General features: G+C 48.0%; 16 protein-coding genes and 2 pseudogenes. 11 read left to right on the forward strand and 7 right to left on the reverse strand.

Going from position 1 to position 18779, the window contains the following annotated elements; translation table 11 throughout:
* Positions 1–912, forward strand: a 912-nt coding sequence (locus CKL79_RS19495; protein ID WP_141242221.1) for a transposase, incomplete at its 5' end; no start/stop codon positions are given.
* 50 nt (positions 913–962) lie between these two features.
* On the opposite strand, the gene CKL79_RS19500 is transcribed toward CKL79_RS19495, so the two are convergent.
* The 3 genes from CKL79_RS19500 to CKL79_RS19510 all read right to left on the reverse strand — a co-directional run bounded on the left by CKL79_RS19500 (position 963) and on the right by CKL79_RS19510 (position 2890).
* The gene (locus CKL79_RS19500; RefSeq protein ID WP_121971227.1) at positions 963–1826 is read right to left on the reverse strand and encodes an Rpn family recombination-promoting nuclease/putative transposase; all 864 of its coding nucleotides are present in this window, start codon (positions 1824–1826) and stop codon (positions 963–965) included.
* 336 nt (positions 1827–2162) lie between these two features.
* Positions 2163–2621 carry a phage holin family protein gene (locus CKL79_RS19505; protein WP_121971228.1) on the reverse strand — a complete coding sequence of 153 codons (459 nt, stop codon included), beginning with the start codon at positions 2619–2621 and terminating at the stop codon, positions 2163–2165.
* A gap of 74 nt (positions 2622–2695) precedes the next feature.
* Positions 2696–2890 (reverse strand): YqaE/Pmp3 family membrane protein, encoded by a 195-nt coding sequence (locus CKL79_RS19510; protein ID WP_121971229.1) that lies wholly within the window; start codon positions 2888–2890, stop codon positions 2696–2698.
* A 448-nt stretch (positions 2891–3338) separates the two neighbouring features.
* Here CKL79_RS19510 and CKL79_RS19515 point away from each other — a divergent pair, with 448 nt between their 5' ends.
* Positions 3339–4724 carry a mechanosensitive ion channel family protein gene (locus CKL79_RS19515; protein WP_121971230.1) on the forward strand — a complete coding sequence of 462 codons (1386 nt, stop codon included), beginning with the start codon at positions 3339–3341 and terminating at the stop codon, positions 4722–4724.
* A 15-nt stretch (positions 4725–4739) separates the two neighbouring features.
* On the opposite strand, the gene CKL79_RS23555 is transcribed toward CKL79_RS19515, so the two are convergent.
* From CKL79_RS23555 to CKL79_RS23565, 3 genes are all read right to left on the reverse strand, one after another.
* Complete coding sequence (locus CKL79_RS23555; RefSeq protein ID WP_240518979.1) at positions 4740–5105, reverse strand: RecQ family zinc-binding domain-containing protein; 366 nt, start codon at positions 5103–5105, stop codon at positions 4740–4742.
* Positions 5106–5221: 116 nt separating this feature from the next.
* A complete protein-coding gene (locus CKL79_RS23560; protein ID WP_205879156.1) occupies positions 5222–5785 on the reverse strand; it encodes an ATP-dependent DNA helicase RecQ in 564 nt (187 codons plus the stop codon).
* Between the two features lie 141 nt (positions 5786–5926).
* Positions 5927–6382, reverse strand: a complete 456-nt coding sequence (locus CKL79_RS23565; protein WP_205879157.1) for a DEAD/DEAH box helicase — start codon at positions 6380–6382, stop codon at positions 5927–5929.
* A gap of 337 nt (positions 6383–6719) precedes the next feature.
* On the opposite strand from CKL79_RS23565, the pseudogene galE reads away from it, so the two are divergent.
* The 9 genes and pseudogenes from galE to CKL79_RS19560 all read left to right on the forward strand — a co-directional run.
* A pseudogene (gene galE, locus CKL79_RS23995) lies at positions 6720–7727 on the forward strand (UDP-glucose 4-epimerase GalE); the annotation flags it as partial.
* A 99-nt stretch (positions 7728–7826) separates the two neighbouring features.
* Positions 7827–8945: pseudogene (locus CKL79_RS24000) on the forward strand (glycosyltransferase family 2 protein); the annotation flags it as partial.
* Positions 8942–10744, forward strand: a complete 1803-nt coding sequence (locus CKL79_RS19530; RefSeq protein ID WP_121971232.1) for an ABC transporter ATP-binding protein — start codon at positions 8942–8944, stop codon at positions 10742–10744. The pseudogene CKL79_RS24000 and the gene CKL79_RS19530, both read left to right, overlap by 4 nt.
* Positions 10725–11969 (forward strand): glycosyltransferase, encoded by a 1245-nt coding sequence (locus CKL79_RS19535; RefSeq protein ID WP_121971233.1) that lies wholly within the window; start codon positions 10725–10727, stop codon positions 11967–11969. The genes CKL79_RS19530 and CKL79_RS19535 overlap by 20 nt, the downstream gene beginning before the upstream one ends.
* Positions 11970–12035: 66 nt before the next feature.
* A complete protein-coding gene (locus CKL79_RS19540) occupies positions 12036–13022 on the forward strand; it encodes a glycosyltransferase (RefSeq protein WP_121971234.1) in 987 nt (328 codons plus the stop codon).
* Between the two features lie 16 nt (positions 13023–13038).
* Complete coding sequence (locus tag CKL79_RS19545) at positions 13039–14370, forward strand: glycosyltransferase (protein WP_205879158.1); 1332 nt, start codon at positions 13039–13041, stop codon at positions 14368–14370.
* 53 nt (positions 14371–14423) lie between these two features.
* The gene (locus CKL79_RS19550) at positions 14424–15215 is read left to right on the forward strand and encodes a class I SAM-dependent methyltransferase (protein WP_121971236.1); all 792 of its coding nucleotides are present in this window, start codon (positions 14424–14426) and stop codon (positions 15213–15215) included.
* Between the two features lie 55 nt (positions 15216–15270).
* A complete protein-coding gene (locus tag CKL79_RS19555; protein WP_121971237.1) occupies positions 15271–16602 on the forward strand; it encodes a glycosyltransferase family 4 protein in 1332 nt (443 codons plus the stop codon).
* Positions 16603–16785: 183 nt separating this feature from the next.
* The gene (locus tag CKL79_RS19560; RefSeq protein WP_121971238.1) at positions 16786–18237 is read left to right on the forward strand and encodes a DUF6056 family protein; all 1452 of its coding nucleotides are present in this window, start codon (positions 16786–16788) and stop codon (positions 18235–18237) included.
* Positions 18238–18293: 56 nt separating this feature from the next.
* Here CKL79_RS19560 and CKL79_RS19565 read toward each other — a convergent pair.
* On the reverse strand, positions 18294–18779 hold a 486-nt coding region (locus CKL79_RS19565; RefSeq protein WP_141242116.1), incomplete at its 5' end, for a transposase.

Consider the following 18779-nt stretch of genomic DNA (forward strand, 5'->3'; position numbering starts at 1 on the left):
CTATTTGCCTATTTTCGCAGTAGTGAGCACAAGTCCCGGCAAAACTATCTCAAGCTCCTGCGTCATCCGTTTGAGGACTATGTGCTCAACGAATATGCCCAAGCCTACCTGAGCGCTCATGGGCTAGCGTCTCGCCATTTAGAGAAACTGAGCTTTTCTGAGCAGGTGATTTGTCAGGGTGAATCGGCATGGGCAGCTTATTTAGAGCGCCTTGATATCGTCACCCCGCTCGCGGTTAGGTTGGTCACCGAAGCGGCTTTGCTCGGCAGTGTGATTAGCCATGGGGTGTCACCTGAGTTGATTATCCTCAGTGATGGTGCGCCGCAGTTTGTCTTGTTCGTCCATGCCCTGTGCTGGATACATATGGAACGTACCCTGCGCAAATTGAGCGGCGAAACCCCTGCGCAGCTCAACGAAATTGAAGCCCTGCGCTATCAGCTGTGGGCCTACTACCAAGCCTTGAAGTTTTATCGCCAAGACCCCTCTGCTGACGATATACCTGCATTCAACCGAGGCTTTGATGCCATCTTTGCACAGACCTTCGAGGACAATGCGCCCTTAAACGCGGTGCTCAAGCAGTTTACCAACCACAAGGCAGAACTCCTGCGCGTCCTGGAGATGCCAGCGCTGCCTTTGCATACCAATGCCGCTGAATCTGATATTCGCGAGATGGTCACTCGTCGTAAGATTAGTGGCACCACTCGCCATGACTTGGGCAGGCAGGCGCGTGACACCTTTGTCGGCCTCAAAAAAACCTGTCGCAAGCTGGGCTTTTCGTTCTGGCAATATTTGACCTCCAGGCTCAAACACGATGACACTGTTCCCTTGTTGCCTGATGTCATTAGACAAAGAGCGGCTCAGGCAACGGCTCAGGCCCTGCCTGCTGAGTCGGCTTGTTTTGTTGCAAGCTAAAACAAGCTTGCCTTCTACCAGCGGTTATTGAGCTATTGCCGATCGCCTACCTATTCATCGCCATTTCGGAGTCGCTCTATCTCAGTGATGGGTAGACCGGTAGTTTGACTAATCGTTTCGTTGGGCAGCTTGCTTAGGAGGGCAAGAGCGATCGCCATCTTTTCTGCTTGCCGACCCTCCTCAATTCCTTCTTGTCTGGAAGTGTCAATGACGTTATTGAGGTCGCGATAGTACTTCAAGCTGCTCTGATAGCTTTCCTGCTCTCTGGGCGAGAAGTTCGAGATCTCTGCAATCTCAAAGAGCTGCAGGAAAACAGCATCCTGGAAAGGGCGAGGCTGGTCGTCTAGTTCTGGTAGGTGTCTGAGCAGATACAGCCACTTGTCCTGGTGAGTTTCTAGCTGGTCAAGCGTCTTCTTGAACTTAGGCAGCTCGACGTAGATAAACTTCAGTTTGTCGTAAAAAACGTCGCAGTGCTGGTTCTTCAATTCGACGGTATGAATCAGGGTGGCTTCATGCTGATGGTCGTCGAAAATGAAGTCGAGTATGCCTATCGAATAGACCGGCGCGAGCTGGAAGTTCCATTCCTCCCGCAGCGACTGCTCCTGGATCGGGAAGCTAGCATAGAAAACGCTTCTGTCCTTGAAGAAGTTCTGTTTCGCCTTTTGGATTTCAACGATGAAGCGTTCCCCATTCTCACCTTGGCAATAGATGTCGAAGATGGCTTTGCGGTCGATTGGTGTGTTGCCCAGGTTCTCGGTGCTTTTGTAGGACAGCTTCTGGATTCTGTGGCGTTCGGGCAGCAGCGTGTTGAGGAAGTCAATCAAGAGCTGCTTATTAGGCTCCGATCCGAAAACGCGCTTGAAGCCAAAATCGGTCAGCAAATTGATGTATCGCTCTTGCAGCGGGTACGCCATCAGTTTAGTCACAGAAGGGCTAATAACTGCCTAGCCATTGACTAGCTCTACTAACATTAGACCTCTTGCATAATAGATTTAATGGTATTATTAAAGGTTTTGCCGAATTCCTTTAATATCTGCCCTTTAACTAGGGCCATCCAAACAGTGCAGGCAAAGGCCCTTTTATTTAAAACCCGTTAGCATATCACAAAAGTAATTATGCAAGAGGTCTATTATAGGCTGAAGGAAATCGTCTGACCTCGACGTTCTCAACAAAATAACCTCCACCGCTAGAAAATGCAGGGGAGGTTACTGGGTAGAAAGCTGTCTCAAATCTGTTTGATACCTAAAATACTAGGAGGCTTTGGTCGCTTCTATAGCATCTTTCTCGGCAGCGGGTTGAATGCTTTCGCCTTCCGCCTGATTCAGGTTAAACTTGCTGCCAACACCAGCGAGCTTTTGATCCAACTCGTTTTTGGTAAAGTAGTTCATCAAAAACGTACCGACAAAAGACAGCACCACGGGGCCAAGAATGAAGCCTAGCAATCCGTGGACGACAAAGCCAGGGACAAACAGAGAGGCCAGCCAAAAGCAAAGGCCGTTGACAACCAGAGAGAAGCCGCCTAGCGTGAGGAAGTTAATTGGCAGCGACAGCAGCTTCACAACTGGCTTAATAGAGCCGTTGACAAGACCGAGAGACACGCCTGCGGCTAGTGCTGCTGGGAAAGTAGCAATGCCTACACCCGGAACGGCAAGGTCAACGACTAAAAGGCTCAAGGCGGTAACGAGGGTTGTGACGAAAAATCCTAACATATGTTTTTCTCTTCTTTTTAAAGGGTTTACTTGAAAGCGATCGCGTGAGTACTAGCAGCTCAGGTAGCGCTGATTCAAACAGAGTCCTGAGTCATCTGCGAGTTCTCATAGTGCTTGGCGATCGCCCATACGGCGTGAATACTGCCAGGCAACCATCCCAAAAGAGTGAGAGGCAGATTGATGAAGAATGCCGGACTGATACCATAGGTCAGGAACACGCCAACCGGGGGCAGTACAATGCCGAGTCCATAGCGAAGGAGTTTGTTCATAGTCTTCGTTTCCTTTCTTATTTACCCTTTAAGCGTGCCAGAGCTATCTGAATTATTCGAGTGTAGAGACCGTCCTGAAATAACGGGAAAACCCAACCGGGTTAGGGTTCTCCTAGCTATATGTTCGGTTAGTACGACTCTATTTCCCTATTGGTAATTTTAGAGGCCTGATGAGCGATTTGCCTTTCTGTTTGTTCTACAGCATCTGTAGAATGAGGCCGACTAAAGTGAGGCGATCGCGTCACCTACAGCCCATATGAACATCCCACTATTTATGCACATTCAGGAAACGATTTTGCTCTGTCTATAGGGCTATAGTTTTAGGGTGATCACTCGCTAAGCTGCAATAGAGCATTGGAACTTTCCTTCAAAAGAGGTAAACCATACTGACGGGTGTCGCTCTATAACGAGGCAGCACCTCTTATGAACGTAAAGATTGAACGTAAAGATGAAAAAGCGTCGCTTCGGAGCTATCTGCGCCACCGTCTTAGTAGCCACTCTTTTGCTGATAGCACCCGCTGTGGGGCAGGAGGCTGCCGTAGATATGCTGCCACCGCAGACTAGCGCTGAACCGGCAGAAGAGGCGGTAGCAGCGCCCGGTGACGGCCTCTACTTTGCCGATGTGATCGTGCGAGGTCAGACTGTCTTTCAGGTGGGCAGCCTAAATGATCTGCCTGCCAGTGAGCGGGCGGCCATCATCAACCGCCGAATTGCCAGCTTGCTAGAGCGAACTGACGGTGAAGTTACAGTAACGACTGCGCCCCTTGCCAACCAAAATCTAATCAATGTGCAGGCTAACAACCGGGTGCTGATGACGGTGACAGCGCAAGATGCAGAGGATTTTGGTCTACCGCTAGAAACCCTCGCTGAAAACTGGGCCGACCGACTTGACCAGAGTTTTGAAAAGCCGCCTGTGGCGATTGATGTGGTGCAGCGGCTGAACGGTACCGTGCGTCAGCTTGGCAGGAATGCCGTCGATAGCATTCCAGCGCTGATTGGCGTGCTGATTGTGGTGCTGGTAACCTGGTTGATTGCTAAGGGGGTTCGCTACAGCGCTTTTCGGTGGGCGCAGCAGACAGAAGGCGACCATGGTACTGAGGTGCTCGTCGGGCGGCTCGGCTATGGCGGTGTCTGGGTGGCTGGGACAGTGGTGGCACTGGGTGTCTGGGGAATTGACTTTGCGACTATGCTAGGGGCGCTAGGGCTGACCAGTGTGGCCATTGGTTTCAGCTTAAAAGATGTGTTGAGTAACTACATTTCGGGGGTGATTTTACTGTCGGCCAGACCCTTTCACATTGGTGATCAGGTGGTGATTGAGGGCTATGAGGGCACGATCACTCAGGTACAGCTGCGCTCGACGACGCTGAAGACTTACGATGGCCGGATGGTGTATATCCCCAATCAGGAAGTATTTCAGGCCAGCATTACAAATAATACGGCGGCTAAGTATCTGCGGAGTTCGGTAATGGTCGGCATTGACTACGAGGCTGACATTCTTCAAGCTCGCCAGGTAATTATCGAGGCGATCGCTGCCCTCGACCCGGTGCAGCCAGAGCCGGTGCCTGAAGTGCTAGTCAATGAGCTAGCCGCTAGCACTGTCAATTTAGAAGTTCGGTTCTGGGTCGATTCTCACCGAGCTGCTTTTCTAGAGACGACTTCGCTTGTGGCTCAAAGGGTGAAAGAAGCCCTGCAAACTCAGGATATTGAGATGCCCACAGAGATTTATACTTTGCTGCTAAAAGATGTGCCTGAGGCGATGAAGCAAAACAACGGGAGAGGCGCTAGTGGGGATAGCGGGGCGCGATCGCAACAAGGAACGCTCAAGGAGTCCTGATAACTGCCCACTCTGTCAGTCTAAGCATCTGACTGAGTGGGCGATCATCTCAGTCACAAAGGTTTTATAGCCCACCGTTTCGAACAAAATATTGACTTTGTCGCTTTCATAACGCATGACTTGCCCTTTCCCAAAGCTGGTGTGAATAACTTCGCTACCGATAGGAAAGGGTTCGAGATAGTCAATGTCGTCGCTTTCTCTGTTCTCGCAGTTGTCACAGCTACCGCAGGGCGCGGTGAAAATCTCGCCGAAATAGCTCAGAATATATTCACGGCGGCAGGCTGTCGTCTCGGCGTAGTCCCGAACCATATGTAAGCGAGACTGATCAAACTGTTTTCGCCGGGTTTGCTGCGTCAGTGCCTGGTCAACCGTGTCATCCAAATTGGCGTCTACGTTGACTGCGCAGATTTCGCCATTTGACCCGCGCTCAATCAGCCCGGCAGTAGCTAGCCCATCTAAGGCGGTAGAAAGCTTAGATTGAGAGAGGTTGAGATGTTCTAGCGCAGCTGATCTTCTGTAGGTAGAGTAGGGACGTTTTCCAATAGCGCGGCCAGGTCTGAAAGCGTCTCTTCATCTACCTGTCCGCCGCTAGAGAAAAAGCGCTGTAGCTTCATATCGTCTGGCCAATAAAACAGTTTGGCAGCGGCGGGTTCTCCATCGCGAGCGGCCCTACCAATTGCTTGATAGTAAGCGTCTACAGAGCCAGGAATATGGCAGTGATAGACAAATCTCACATTGGGTTTGTCGATGCCCATGCCGAAGGCTGTGGTCGCGACGATCACGTCAACTTTATCGGCTATGAACTGGTCTTGAACTTCGTTGTGATCGCCCACACTCATTCCTGCATGGTAGGCCGCCGCCTGGATGTTTTGCGATCGCAGCTTTTCAGCAATCTCTTCGGTTGCCTTGCGGGTCGCTGCGTAGACAATGCCCGGCGGCTCTGCCTTAGTGATGGCCTTTAGCATCTGCCGCATTTTCTCGCTCTCTTCATGAAACTGATGAACACTCAAGTAAATATTGGGCCGGTCAAACCCTTGAACAATTTCGACCGGATCGCTCATGCCTAAGCGTTCAATAATTTCTTACCGGACTAAAGGTGAGGCGGTAGCCGTCAGTGCCAAAACAACCGGATGGCCCCGTGCCTTGATGACACCACCTAACTGTAGATAATCGGGTCGAAAGTCGTGACCCCACTCACTCACTCAGTGCGCCTCGTCTACGACAAATAGCGACGGCTGGATGGCTTTAATTCTCTCCAGGGTCTCTTCATTGCTAAATTGCTCAGGCGCTAAAAAGACAAATTCTAACGATTCACTCTCAATTTGCTCGAAAACGGCTTCGCGCTCTGTTTTGGTCAGCGTGGAATTGAGAACGGCGGCCTTGACAGTGTCCTGCGCCAAAATTGAATCTACCTGGTCTTGCTGCAAGGCAATCAAGGGCGAGATGACGAGGGTAATGCCCTTAATTCGCAGGGCGGCGATTTGATAGATAGCTGATTTGCCAGAGCCGGTGGGCATGACTGCTAGCGTATCGCGATCGCCTAATACAGCCTCAAGCACCTGCTGCTGACCGGGCCGCAGCCCTACATAGCCAAATACCTGCTGAGCAATTTGCTCCAACATCGCCGTTGATTTTTCAGAAGCAGGCTTTGATTCCATAGAATTTTCTAATAGTCGCCAGAGGCAATTGTGAAAGGCATGGCCTCCATCCTGAACGGCTGACACAGTGCCAGCGTCTTTCTCAGGGCAGAGGTAACGTAGTCGCTATGCTCTTTGCAGCTGCCCATTGAGCTATCCGTGCAACAAAGCTGCTACTAATCCGTCTATATTTCCGGATGCATTGACCTACTACCGGAAATGATAGTAAACCTAGCGCGGATCTGTAGGATAGGTAAATTTAGCTAAAAAAGCGCTTATTTACTGAAAACGGGGTACATTAACTCACAGTAATTCAATTTATTTGAAAATTAACTACTATCATCTCGCTTAAGACTCTATGGCACACTATGCAGGTGATGTAACTAAGCCAACAATATTGGTAACTGGGGGAGCTGGTTACATTGGCTCTCATACGGTGAAAGCCCTACAGTCTGACGGCTATCGAGTTATCGTTCTAGATAACCTGGTCTACGGGCACCGAGACATTGTTGAGCAAGTTCTAAAAGCTGAATTGCTGGTTGGTGATATTAGCGATCGCGCCTTCCTCACGGAGGTCTTTTCGACTTACGAGATCGCCGCCGTTATTCACTTTGCGGCCTATGGCTATGTAGGCGAATCAGTCGAGCATCCAGCTAAATACTATGAGAATAACGTTGCTGGCACTTTAAGCTTGCTGATGGCGATGAAAGCCGCCTCAGTCACTAAGCTGGTGTTCTCCTCAACCTGTGCCACCTACGGCGTTCCCGAAACGTTGCCCATTACCGAGACCCATCCTCAGCGACCGATCAATCCTTACGGTAGAAGTAAGCTAATGGTTGAGCAACTGTTGGCTGACTTTGATACTGCCTATGGAATGAAATCAGTCATTTTCCGCTATTTCAACGCAGCAGGAGCCGATCCATCGGGCCAGCTCGGAGAAGATCACACCCCAGAGACCCACCTGATCCCACTCGTGCTCCAGGCGGCCTCAGGTCAGCGAACGGCTATTTCAATTTTGGGTACAGACTATCCCACCGCTGACGGGACTTGCGTTCGCGACTACCTGCACGTGAGCGATCTCGCCCGCGCTCACATCCTGGGTTTAGAGTATCTATTAGCAGGCGCAGATAGCCAAATTTTTAATCTGAGTAACGGCAATGGAGTTTCTGTCAGGCAGCTGATTGAGACGGCTGAAGCAGTCACCAACCGACCGATTAAAGTAGTTGAAGAGGCCCGGCGAGTAGGAGATCCGGCGGTTTTGATCGGCAGCAGCGAAAAAGCATCTCAGTATCTGGGATGGGCACCTCAGTATCCTGATTTGAAAGATATTGTGGCTCATGCCTGGCAGTGGCATCAGCGGCGGCATGGCACAGCAGATCTTTCCCCGATGTCTGATGGCCCGCTAATATCTCAAAACGCTTTGCCGCCTGCAGAGGCCGATACATTTCCCTTGGTTTCGGTCATTATTCCTGCTTACAATGCGGAAACTTTTATTGCTAAGACGCTGGCTTCGGTGATAGCACAGACCTATCGGCGTTTAGAAATATTGGTAGTAGATGATGGCTCTAGCGATCGCACCGTAGAAATCGTACGTCAGTTTTCGCAGCAAGACAGCCGCATTCGCCTATTGCAACAGCCTAACGCAGGTGTTGCTGCCGCCCGAAACCTGGCGATTAAGTCAGCCCAGGGAGAATTCATCGCGCCCGTGGATGCTGATGATATCTGGTACGCTGACAATATTGCGGAGCAAGTACAGACCATGCAAAGGGCCGGTCCAAATGTAGGCTTAGTATATTCTTGGTCTGTTGATATCGATGAGGAAAATCAGCTGACAGGCGGATTCCGAGCTGCCGAAATCTCAGGAGATGTCTACACAACGCTGATTGGTCACAACTTTATTGGCAACGCGAGTGCGACAATGATGCGCCGTAGCTGCTTGGAACAGGTTGGCAGCTATAGTCCAAGCTTTAGAGCCCAACAAGCTCAAGGATGCGAAGACTGGGATCTTTACCTGCGAATTGCTGAGCACTATCAGTTTGATGTCGCGTGTAAGTTTTTGATTGGCTATCGTAAAGTCAGCAACAGCATGTCGTGCGATTACCAGGCGATGGCAAGATCTCATGCTCTGATTATGTCGTCTATTCAGCAGCAATATCCAGATATCTTGCCGTATTTATTCAGGCTATCGGCCAGTAACCTATATGCTTACTTTGCCCACCAAAGCAATCGGCATCGGCATCACAGAACTACCCTATTCTGGCTCAAGAGAGCTGTGAGGACAGAAGCCTTTATCTCCTTTATAAGACCTGGGTTTTATCGCCTTTTGCTGAGCAGCTTGTGGGGGCTAGCGACTCAGCGCCCTGCGGTGCCCTCTCCATCCTTACCCCTGCCCTCAAACACAGATGTTGCACCCTCTGAGCTGCAACTGAGTGTAATCGCTCCGTTTAAAGCCCCTCCGTTAACACTGCACCTGATGATTACCGTAGGGAAAGCCTTCCACTGGTTGATTGCGTCTCTCACGCGAGTATCAACCAATCATCCGGGCAACGCGCTATCGGCTTTGACGACAGGAGAAAAGCCATGAGAAGAGAAATGCAAGTGGCACAAAGGCTTTGGCCTTTAACTGAGGACTACCGGTGGATAGCGTTGACGACTGTCGGCCTAGGAATTTTAGCTTCGCTGTCTGAGGGCATTGGCATTAGTTTGATGATTCCCCTCCTTCAGAGCTTAGAGCTAGAGTCGTTTAAAACTACTCAACCGCAGGGCTGGGTAGGCTTTCTCGAACGGCCCTTGCAGGAGTTTTCAGCAGATCATCGCCTAATCATTATCTCAGTGGCGATAACGATAGCCATCTTACTCAAAAATGTGTTGGCTTACATAAATAAAGCCCTGTTTAGCTGGTTCAGCCAGCGAGTAGGGCATCAGCTACGCTCTAAAATTTTCAGCCAAATTCTTAATATTCATTATACGTATATAGAGACAAAAGACTCTGGTGCGCTGCTCAATATCCTGGCGACTGAGAGCTGGCAGGTAAGCAGTGCTTTAGAAATGCTCGTCAACATCGTCATCAGCGCATGTACGTTGGTTGTGTTTGCGCTGATTCTCTTTTTGCTGTCGTGGCGTTTGACAACCGTGGTCGGGCTAGTCACGCTACTAATCTCAGCCCTCGGACGGCGATTGACCCGGCAGGCTAAAGTGCTTGGACAGCAGGCGGTAAAAACAAACTCCGAGCTGGCCGTGCTCATGTGTGAAGGGCTGATGGGAATGCGAACCATTCGATCTTTTAGTCGTGAAGGCTACGAGCAAACGCGCTTTGACCAGGTCTCTGAAAAGGTCAAGGATATATTCTGGCGAATAGAACTTCTGTACAGTATGGTCGATCCGCTGCATGAGGGGCTATCGACATTTTTAGTGGTTGGTGTCTTGGTCTTTTCGCTACTCCGCGATCCCTCAACGCTGTCCGCGATCTTGACATTTATGTTTATGCTTTACCGCCTGCAGCCTCAGATCAAGCTAATAGATCTCTATCGACTAAAACTGCTGGCAGCAGAAGGAGCCATTGACACAGTAATGGGATTTATAGAGACTCAGGACAAGCCTTATCCGGCGCTTGGCTACCGACCGTTTGACAGACTTCAGCAGAGTATCACTTTTGATCGCGTCGGCTTTCGTTACGGTGCAAGCAACTCGCCTGCCCTGCGGAACTTATCTCTACAGATCCTGTCTGGAAAAACAACGGCCTTAGTCGGTCCGTCAGGCGCTGGAAAGTCTACGCTCATCAACTTGATCTGCCGATTTTATGACGTGACGGCAGGCGAAATTTGTGTTGATGGATATAGCTTGAATAGTTTGGATTTACGGGATTGGCGATCACGCATTGCGATTGTCAATCAAGACATCCATATCTTTAGCACAACTATTCGTGAAAACATTGCCTATGGCCGATTAGAGGCTAGCGACCAAGATATTTTGACTGCAGCAAAACAAGCGCATGCCCATGAGTTTATTGCCGATCTCCCTTTGGGTTACGATACGCCTGTGGGCGATCGCGGTTTTCGTCTTTCCGGCGGACAACGCCAGCGCATAGCACTGGCTAGGGCGATTGTACGCGATCCTGATATTCTCATTTTAGACGAAGCGACGAATGCATTAGATACCTTATCGGAGCATTTGATTCAAGCAGCTCTAGAGAAATTTAGCCGTGATCGCACCGTCATCGTTATTGCCCATCGGCTCTCTACTATCGAGCAGGCCGATAAAATTGTCGTGTTGGACAAAGGAGAAATTGTAGAACAAGGAACGCTCTCGCAGCTGCTCTCACATAAAGGCTTATTCAACCAACTCTACCAATTGCAGTACCGCCATGCGCTACCCAATTCTTAATATAGAACTCAGCGAACCGCTACCAGATTTGACGACAGACGAGCGTGATACGGGACTAGCCTTGGTTTTGCGCTATGGCGATCGCCCCATTGGTTTTATTCTGCATTCTATGCAGCCTGATCAGCCACTCTCTGGAGCAGCACTAGGAGACCTTTTAAGCCAGCAGATAGGCGCTAAGCTTCTGGAGGAAAAGATTCACCAAGAGTTGACTATTTCAGTCTCTGCGGATGCTTTCCCAACGCTGACAGTCGCTATCTGTACTAAAGATCGCCCTGATAACGTCAAACGCTGCCTGACATCGTTATTAGCTTTACAGCGCCCCGATCCCGAGCAGCCTGTCAAGTTCGAAATCCTGGTCGTCGATAACGCCCCCTCAGATGAGCGCACTCGGCACCTAGTCGATTTAATGCCTACCGTCAGCTATACTTGCGAACCGAAGCCGGGCCTAGACTTTGCCCGTAATCATGCTCTGCACGCAGCTACCGGAGAGTTGCTTGCCTTTTTAGATGACGACGTTGTTGTAGACCGTTGCTGGCTGAAGGGTTTACAAGAAGCTCGGGCCGAAAATCCTGATGCTGCTGCCTTCACTGGTTTAGTGCTGCCCTACGAGCTGGAGACAGAAGCGCAGATTGTCTTTGAGCGTCGTGGCGGCTTTCGGCGCGGCTTTGAGAAAATTCGCTACGGACAGTCTTTGCCAGGAAATCCATGCTATCCCTGCGGTGCTGGCATTTTTGGAGCGGGATGTAATATGACCTTTCAGCGCCGTATCTTATTGGAAATAGGTGGCTTTGACGAAGCCTTAGATACTGGAAAGCCCTTACCTGGCGGGGGAGATCTCGATATCTTCTACCGTGTGATTCGAGCAGGCTATTCTCTGGTTTACGAGCCTACCTATCTTATCTATCATCAGCACCGTCAGACGATGGAGCAATTGCAGCACCAATACTGGACATGGGGGTTGGGATTTATGGCCTTTACCGTTAAATCATTTCACCATGACCCTGCTTACCGACGGCAGATCTTTGAGCTGATTGCTTGGTGGTTTAGATATCAAGCTTGGGAGCTGCTGCAGAGCTTCGGCAACCAGAGTGTTTTATCGCCTCGCATGGCCTTGTCAGAACTTTGGGGAGGTGTGGTGGGATTATGTGGCGAATATCCGCGATCGCTCAGACGCATCGAAAAAATCCGTACTCAGTATTCTCAATCCAGCCCAATTAGGATGTAAGTTTTTTGAAAGATAGATGAACAACTGGCACAAACTTTCACAGCCTGCGAGGTTAGCTACCAAGCTATGAATAAGCTTCTGACGATAGACCTGATTATCTGCACATACAACAACGCTAGCTTGTTAGATCGGACGCTGATGGCAATTACCCAACAGGTCGTACCTGACTGGATTGATTGGCGTGTAATCATCATTAACAACAACTGCAGTGATAATACAGACGAAGTTTTCGAAAAGTATCAGAAATTAGATCTTGTGCCGCACTTGAGTATAGTTCGCGAGACTACACAAGGACTTACACCTGCCCGTCAATGTGGTGTTCAGCATACATCTGGAGACTGGCTTGCCTTCATAGATGACGACTGCTTTTTAGCAAAAGACTGGGTAGAAAACGCGGCTAACTTTGCTGTAACCCATCCTGACTGTGGCGCATTCGGTGGGAAGGTTGACCTATTGTGGGAAAAGCCTCCAGAACCCTGGATCTTAAATTTTGCTTATTCATTTGCGAAGCAAGACCACGGCGACTTTACTCAGCCGGTCTCGTGCTTAGTAGGCGCAGGAATGGTAATTAACCGAGCAGTCCTAGCGAAAACGAAGTGGCTTGATAAAGCCCTGTTAGAAGATCGGGTTGGCAAGAAGCTGATTTCTGGGGGAGATGTAGAGATAGCGCTGAGACTATCCGCTCAGGCTCCCTTATGGTATGACCCGAAGATTCAGCTAAAGCATTTTATTCCAGCATATCGCACGACTTCTGAGTATTTAATGCGAATCAACTATGGTCTTGGCTCTAGTAGTTTTTTTGGGAATAGCATGGTTTGGTCGGGTTCGTACTATCTGCTGATTATGTCAGCAATGCTGAAAGTATGCACAGGGATGGCTGCAGCTAAATTAGCAGAGCTAAAGGCCAGCGTTAGAGGGCGACCTATGATCGAGCCCCAGGTCACGATGTATTTTATGAGGGGGTACGGGGCAGCTATTAAACATATGGTTCGGATGGACTACGCTACTCGAAAAGAAATATTAGGCTGCGCAGTTTCACCTTCAGATAGCTAAATTTACTGGCGCGAGGTTGCAAATTGTTCCGCATGACAGAAGAAAACCAGGTGGTGACGGCATGAAATGGAGTATTGAAAACATAGACCTTGAACAAGAAGTCCACGGCATCTCCGCTCAGCCAGGGAATACAGGCACTTTCGTCTTATTCTGGTGGCGGAATATTCCTCTAGGGTATCAGGAACTCTCGGCTGATCGATTGCCCATCTCGGCGGTGGCTCTCAGCAGCATTATCTCAAGAACAGTAGCCTCTACGATAAACCACTATTTAGAAGAAGATTTTCTTCCTCCGCTTCCTCGTATCAAGGGAGTCAGGCAAAAGCTTGAGCAGCACTATAATCTTGAGACCATTAAAAAACTGGAAAGCCCCTTGTCTAGTCTAGATCGGCTTTATAGTTCAAATAGCTCAGTAGATACCCAATCCGTATCTGTTGTAATTTGCACGCGAAACCGACCTCAGCAGCTAGATGAGTGCCTTCAGTCTCTTCAGCATTTGGTTGACTACCCAGCCGAAGTTCTAGTAGTTGACAATGCACCAGTTGGCAATGAAACCAAAGCGGTAGTGAAAAATTACCCTAAAGTCAAGTACATTCTAGAACTGCGTCCCGGTTTGAGTATTGCTCGCAATACTGGCATACGCCACGCTACCGGTGACATTATCGCTTTTACAGACGATGACGTTAAAGTTCATCCGCACTGGATTGAGAGAGTCCGCTACGGCTTTCAAAATCCGAATGTAATGGTTGTCACCGGGCTCATGCTACCAGCAGAATTAGAGACACCTTCCCAGATTGCCTTCCATGACGGAGCCTACGGATTTGAGTGGCCGTGTCGTCCAATACTCTATGACGTTCACTACTTTGAGGAGCGTAAACGCTTTGGTACTCCTGTATGGCAGATTGGCGCAGGTGCTAATATGGCACTTCGCCGCCAAGTTGTTGATGCTGTAGGTGATTTTAATGAGCTTTTAGGGGCTGGTGCTTCGGGCTGCAGTGAAGACTCCGAATTTTGGTACAGAGTGCTGGCCGCTGGATGGACCTGTCGGTATGAACCTAGCGCTGTTGTTTATCATTATCATCGAGGTGATCTGGTCAGCTTAAAGAAACAGCAATATGCTTACATGCGTGGACATGTTGTTGCTTTGCTTATTCAAGCCAGTCAACACCGTCACTGGGGTAATCTGTTTCGTTTGTCTGTAGCACTTCCAATATACTATGTTCGGCGGTTTCTAGAGGGAACTTACAATCGATTTCAAGGTAAGTACATGACCGTTTTCGTCGAAATCAAAGGTTGTTTTGCAGGAATTCTGTTTTTTGTTCGTCATTATGCCGCTGCTACTAAACATTGACTGACTTAACCGCACCTCATGCCAACTAACCTCCTACTTAAATCCGAAAACATATGAAAGTGAAATCGAAATCTGCTGCTAGTGTCAGTTCCAACAAAGTTTCCCAGTCCTATAAGCATTCTTTAAGGTCATTCCTATCGAAAAATCCTTTCTCTAGTCCTTTAACTTTAGGTTTTTTTTATCGTGAGAAAATGAAAGCGATTTATAAGATTGCGCCTGACTCAGCTTATCAGGAGATCTTAGAAGTAGGGGGAGGGAAGGGAGGACTTACCCCACTGCTTTATCCGAAAGCCCAGGTCACGAATATTGACATAGACCCAGCGTTTGCCGAAGCGCTTTCCAATCAAAATAAAAACGTTACTTTCGTTTGCGGCGATGCGACTCAGTTACCGTTTGAATGTGACTCTTTTGATGCAGTGACAATGTTTGATGTGCTAGAACACATCCCAGATCACAAAAAGGCTATTTCAGAAGCTTTCCGAGTTCTTCGTTCTGGCGGTACGCTACTGATCAGTACGCCTAACGAAAACTGGCGATTTCCTTACTACAGGGCTATGCAGTTTGTGTGTCCATCAGACAGTGACGTGATGGCTGAGTGGGGCCATGTTCGTCGTGGCTATGCGCTCAGCGAATTGACGGAGCTGATTGGTTTACCCTGTGAGCAGTTTTGTACATTTATCACACCTATCACGGTTATTGGCCATGATATTGCCTTCTCGCACTTCCCTTTTTTAGCTCGGCAGTTGCTCAGCATTTTAGTCAGTCCTATTACCTGGGTAGGATATTTACTTCACCAACCACATGACAAAGGAACTGAAACAGCTTATAGCTGGAAGAAACCCTAAATTCAGGCCGGGATAGCAAGAACGAATATAAAGCGGATGGAACGGCGCCTGAACAATGGATCAATCGCATCAGCCAGTTATCGCCTTGCTCCCCTGGGGAGATGTTATTGAAGACTATCTTGATAGTATCGATATATCGATGGAATCCTTTTGTGCGGAGATGACAGGAGGCTGGCTATTCGGCTATGTAGAGGCGCTCAAGTTAGTAGGCGTTCGGACTGTAATTATCTGCATGTCTCGCCACGTTGAAAAAACAACTCGTAGAAGTCATCACCCTTCGGGCTCGACTATTCTTATTTTGCCAACCTCCTACGCCTATAAGATAAGCAGGCGGCTGATCAAGTACGCTGACTCAACCAGTCAATCTTCTTTTTTAACAAGGGGGTTACGCCATCCCTTTATTCAGTTGCTTCTAAAAGGTGTTGAAACTTATTCAGCAACTCCAGTAAGATTGCTCAAACAAGCCATAGAGCAAGAAAACTGCCAAGCTATTTTGTGCCAAGAGTACGAGTATCCTAGATTTGACGCATGTATTCTAGTCGGAAAGTGGCTAGAGCTACCGGTATATGCAAGCTTCCAAGGCGGCAATTTTCAAGCTAATCGGATGGAGGGTATGATCCGTCCAAGAACTATCCAGTCTTGTGCGGGATTGATCGTCGCAACAGAAACGGAGATTCGACGTGTTAGAGAGACGTATGGATTGGCCCCTGAAAAGATAGTCAAAATCTTCAACCCTTTAGACTTGAATCTGTGGAAAGCAGTTGATTCTCCTGATAGGCTGAATCAACTTCGTCATCAAACAAGACGCGAGCTAGGTATCCCTGTGGAAGCAACTCTAGTTATGTGTCATGGCCGGATAGATGTCTACCGTAAGGGGCTTGATATTTTAATGGAAGCCTGGGGCCGAGTCTGTAACAACTTAGCAGAGCAACCTTATCTGCTCATTGTCGGAACAGGAGATGATGCGAATGCTTTACAAGCAATAATTGACGAGCAAGCGCTTCAGAACATCATCTGGATTAACAAATACATTCTTGATCGAGACCTGATGATTCGCTACTTGTTGGCTGCTGATATTTATACCTTATCTTCGCGTCACGAAGGCTTTCCGGTAGCACCGTTAGAAGCTATGGCTTGCGGATTGCCTATCATCGCTACTGAGGTGCCGGGCATTCCTGACATTTTAGATAAACATGAAGAGTCAGGCGGCATTCGAGTTCCCTGTAAAAACGCTGCTCAGTTAGCATTGGCAATAGAGTGTTTGGTAGAAGACAAAGATCTGCGTCAGCAGATGGGCCAATGGGCGCGCCAGCGGGTTGAAAGCCATTTTTCCCTATTGTCAGTAGGTCAGCAGCTTAAGGCTTTTATGCTAGCTGAGCGTACTTAGGAACGAAAACTAGGCCGCTTAGCAGTACAAACAATCTAGTCACAATGCATGTGCTAAGCAATCTCCTATTTTGTGAGATTCTTGTCAATATGCAGGAGCTGTGCAGCATCCTGAGCACCTCAAAACTAGCTACCACCGAGATAAGTCTATTTTTTCTCTTTAAAGGTGAAAGACATATTGCCCATGAAAAACTCTCAACTAGCTATTATTCTAAGTATTCTGCTAATAGCAGTTCTACCTTATATCTTCCTCGCCTTTTTTACAGTCCCTGCAGCAGATGACTTTCTTCAAGCTCATGAAAGCCTAGAACGGGGCCTGTTTGGGTACGTTGAATGGCGTTATATGTCGTGGAACGGCAGGTATGCTGCTGACTTTCTAGTTGCTCTATACAATTTGATAGGACATAAACTTTCAGAAAGTTTTATAACAAATTTCTACTTCTTGTCCTCGTTGCTGTTCATGTTTTCGTATGCACTTGCAAGCTTTATTTTTATCGTCATACTCTTTGGAAGAAGGAGCTTAAGGACCGGACTTATTTTTGCGCTTATGGCCCTCCTCTACAGCTTGAGTAATAGCGAAGTAAGATCAACTTTTTTTTGGTTGTCTGGAGGAATAGCTTATACTTTAGCCAACTCTTTTTTCATTATATTAGTCGCACTATTTGTACGTTTTTTCAAGATTTTCCGTCAAAGAAAAACATTATTAGCAAGCTTAGTGCTCATACCAATCATCAATGGTTTGTCAGAAACCAGCATGGTCGCTTGCACAGCCTTCGTTCTTAGTCTGATTTTTTTAGAATCACTTTTCTTGACAGGTTTCAGAGGCAGACTAGTTTTGAACAAGATTGCGCTGTGTATTTGTACAATCTTTTCAGCATTGCTGGTCTATATGGCTCCAGGCAATGCTAATAGAATGTCAGCAGATGGACAGTTAGAAATTAGTTATATTAAAGTCATATGCGAAACTATGGTATTCGCGTCGTTAAAGATATTTCATTTAATCAATCCGTTTTGGATTGTACTTGTTTTAATTACCATGTTTCTGAGTCAACAGCTTGTAAGCACAGAAACGAAAAAAGTATTTAAAGCCAGTAAGTTTTTATGGATTGTCCTGGCAAGCCTTGTTTTAGCTTTTTACGCATCTTACTTTGTTCGCTTCTACTCCTCTGGTTCTTCAGGGCCTCTTCGTGCTGATTCAACTAGTTATACTATATTCTTTTTGATCACAGTTTTCATAGGGTTTTTCGTCGGAACAAGTTTTGATTGGCTTAAACCGTTTCCTAAATGGACGTATAACAAACTACTGCTTCTTTTCATTACGTCTTTTTCTCTTTTCTCTTTTGCCGCAAACTATTCGCTTTACTCATTAGCTCATGATTTTAGACTGCTAAAAGATCACTATACTTATTATCAAGAAATATATCCAGAACTAATCCAAGCAGTGCCGGATGCTGAAATTGAGTTGCCTCCAGAGCCCAGAGTGAAAGTCTTACGGTGGAAATGCTACCTTACAGATGATAAAAATTACTGGGTCAATCAGGCAGTAGCAGACTATTTCAGGCTTGAATCTGTAATTGTTAAGGATGGGGGCGGTACTGATCCTGATGCGCCCGGTACTGGGGAGTGCGGTGGATAATGACTTGAGTGTTGTGCTCTGACGGTAGAAAAATAATTGAGGCGTTATCTAGCGAGTCATGCAGGCACCCCCTTATTCTGCTTGTCAAACAATTTGGCAAACACCTGCGACGCCGATTCACCCTGTTCAAGACAGTCATGAGCAAAGAGGATTAGCTTTTCTATCAGCGCTTGCGATTGCTGGCGACAGACCTGCCCGATGGATTGTGTGAGCTGGGTAGGGCGCTTGCCCGGAGCCTTTGTCGGGGGTGGCAAGCAAGCCAAGTGCAAGATTGAGTAAGCCACGAACACCAACGTCCAATGGGTTTGAATGGATTCAAAGGTTCGCATCCGATACTCATCAAGCCCGAGATATTGCTTTCCATCTCGATAAAAGGTTTCTATCGGCCATCTTTGTAAATATTTGGCGAGCACCTGTTTGGCTGACCAGTCAGCGCGATTGGTCAGCAGCACAGCGTAAGTCCCGGTGAGCTGTGCAGTTTCAAAGCTAATCACTAAACGCAGCTTGCCAAAGCGGGGAATTCGGCAGCAGAAGGTAAAACA

Source organism: Leptolyngbya sp. BC1307, from assembly GCF_002286735.1.
GTDB lineage: Bacteria > Cyanobacteriota > Cyanobacteriia > Phormidesmidales > Phormidesmidaceae > Phormidesmis.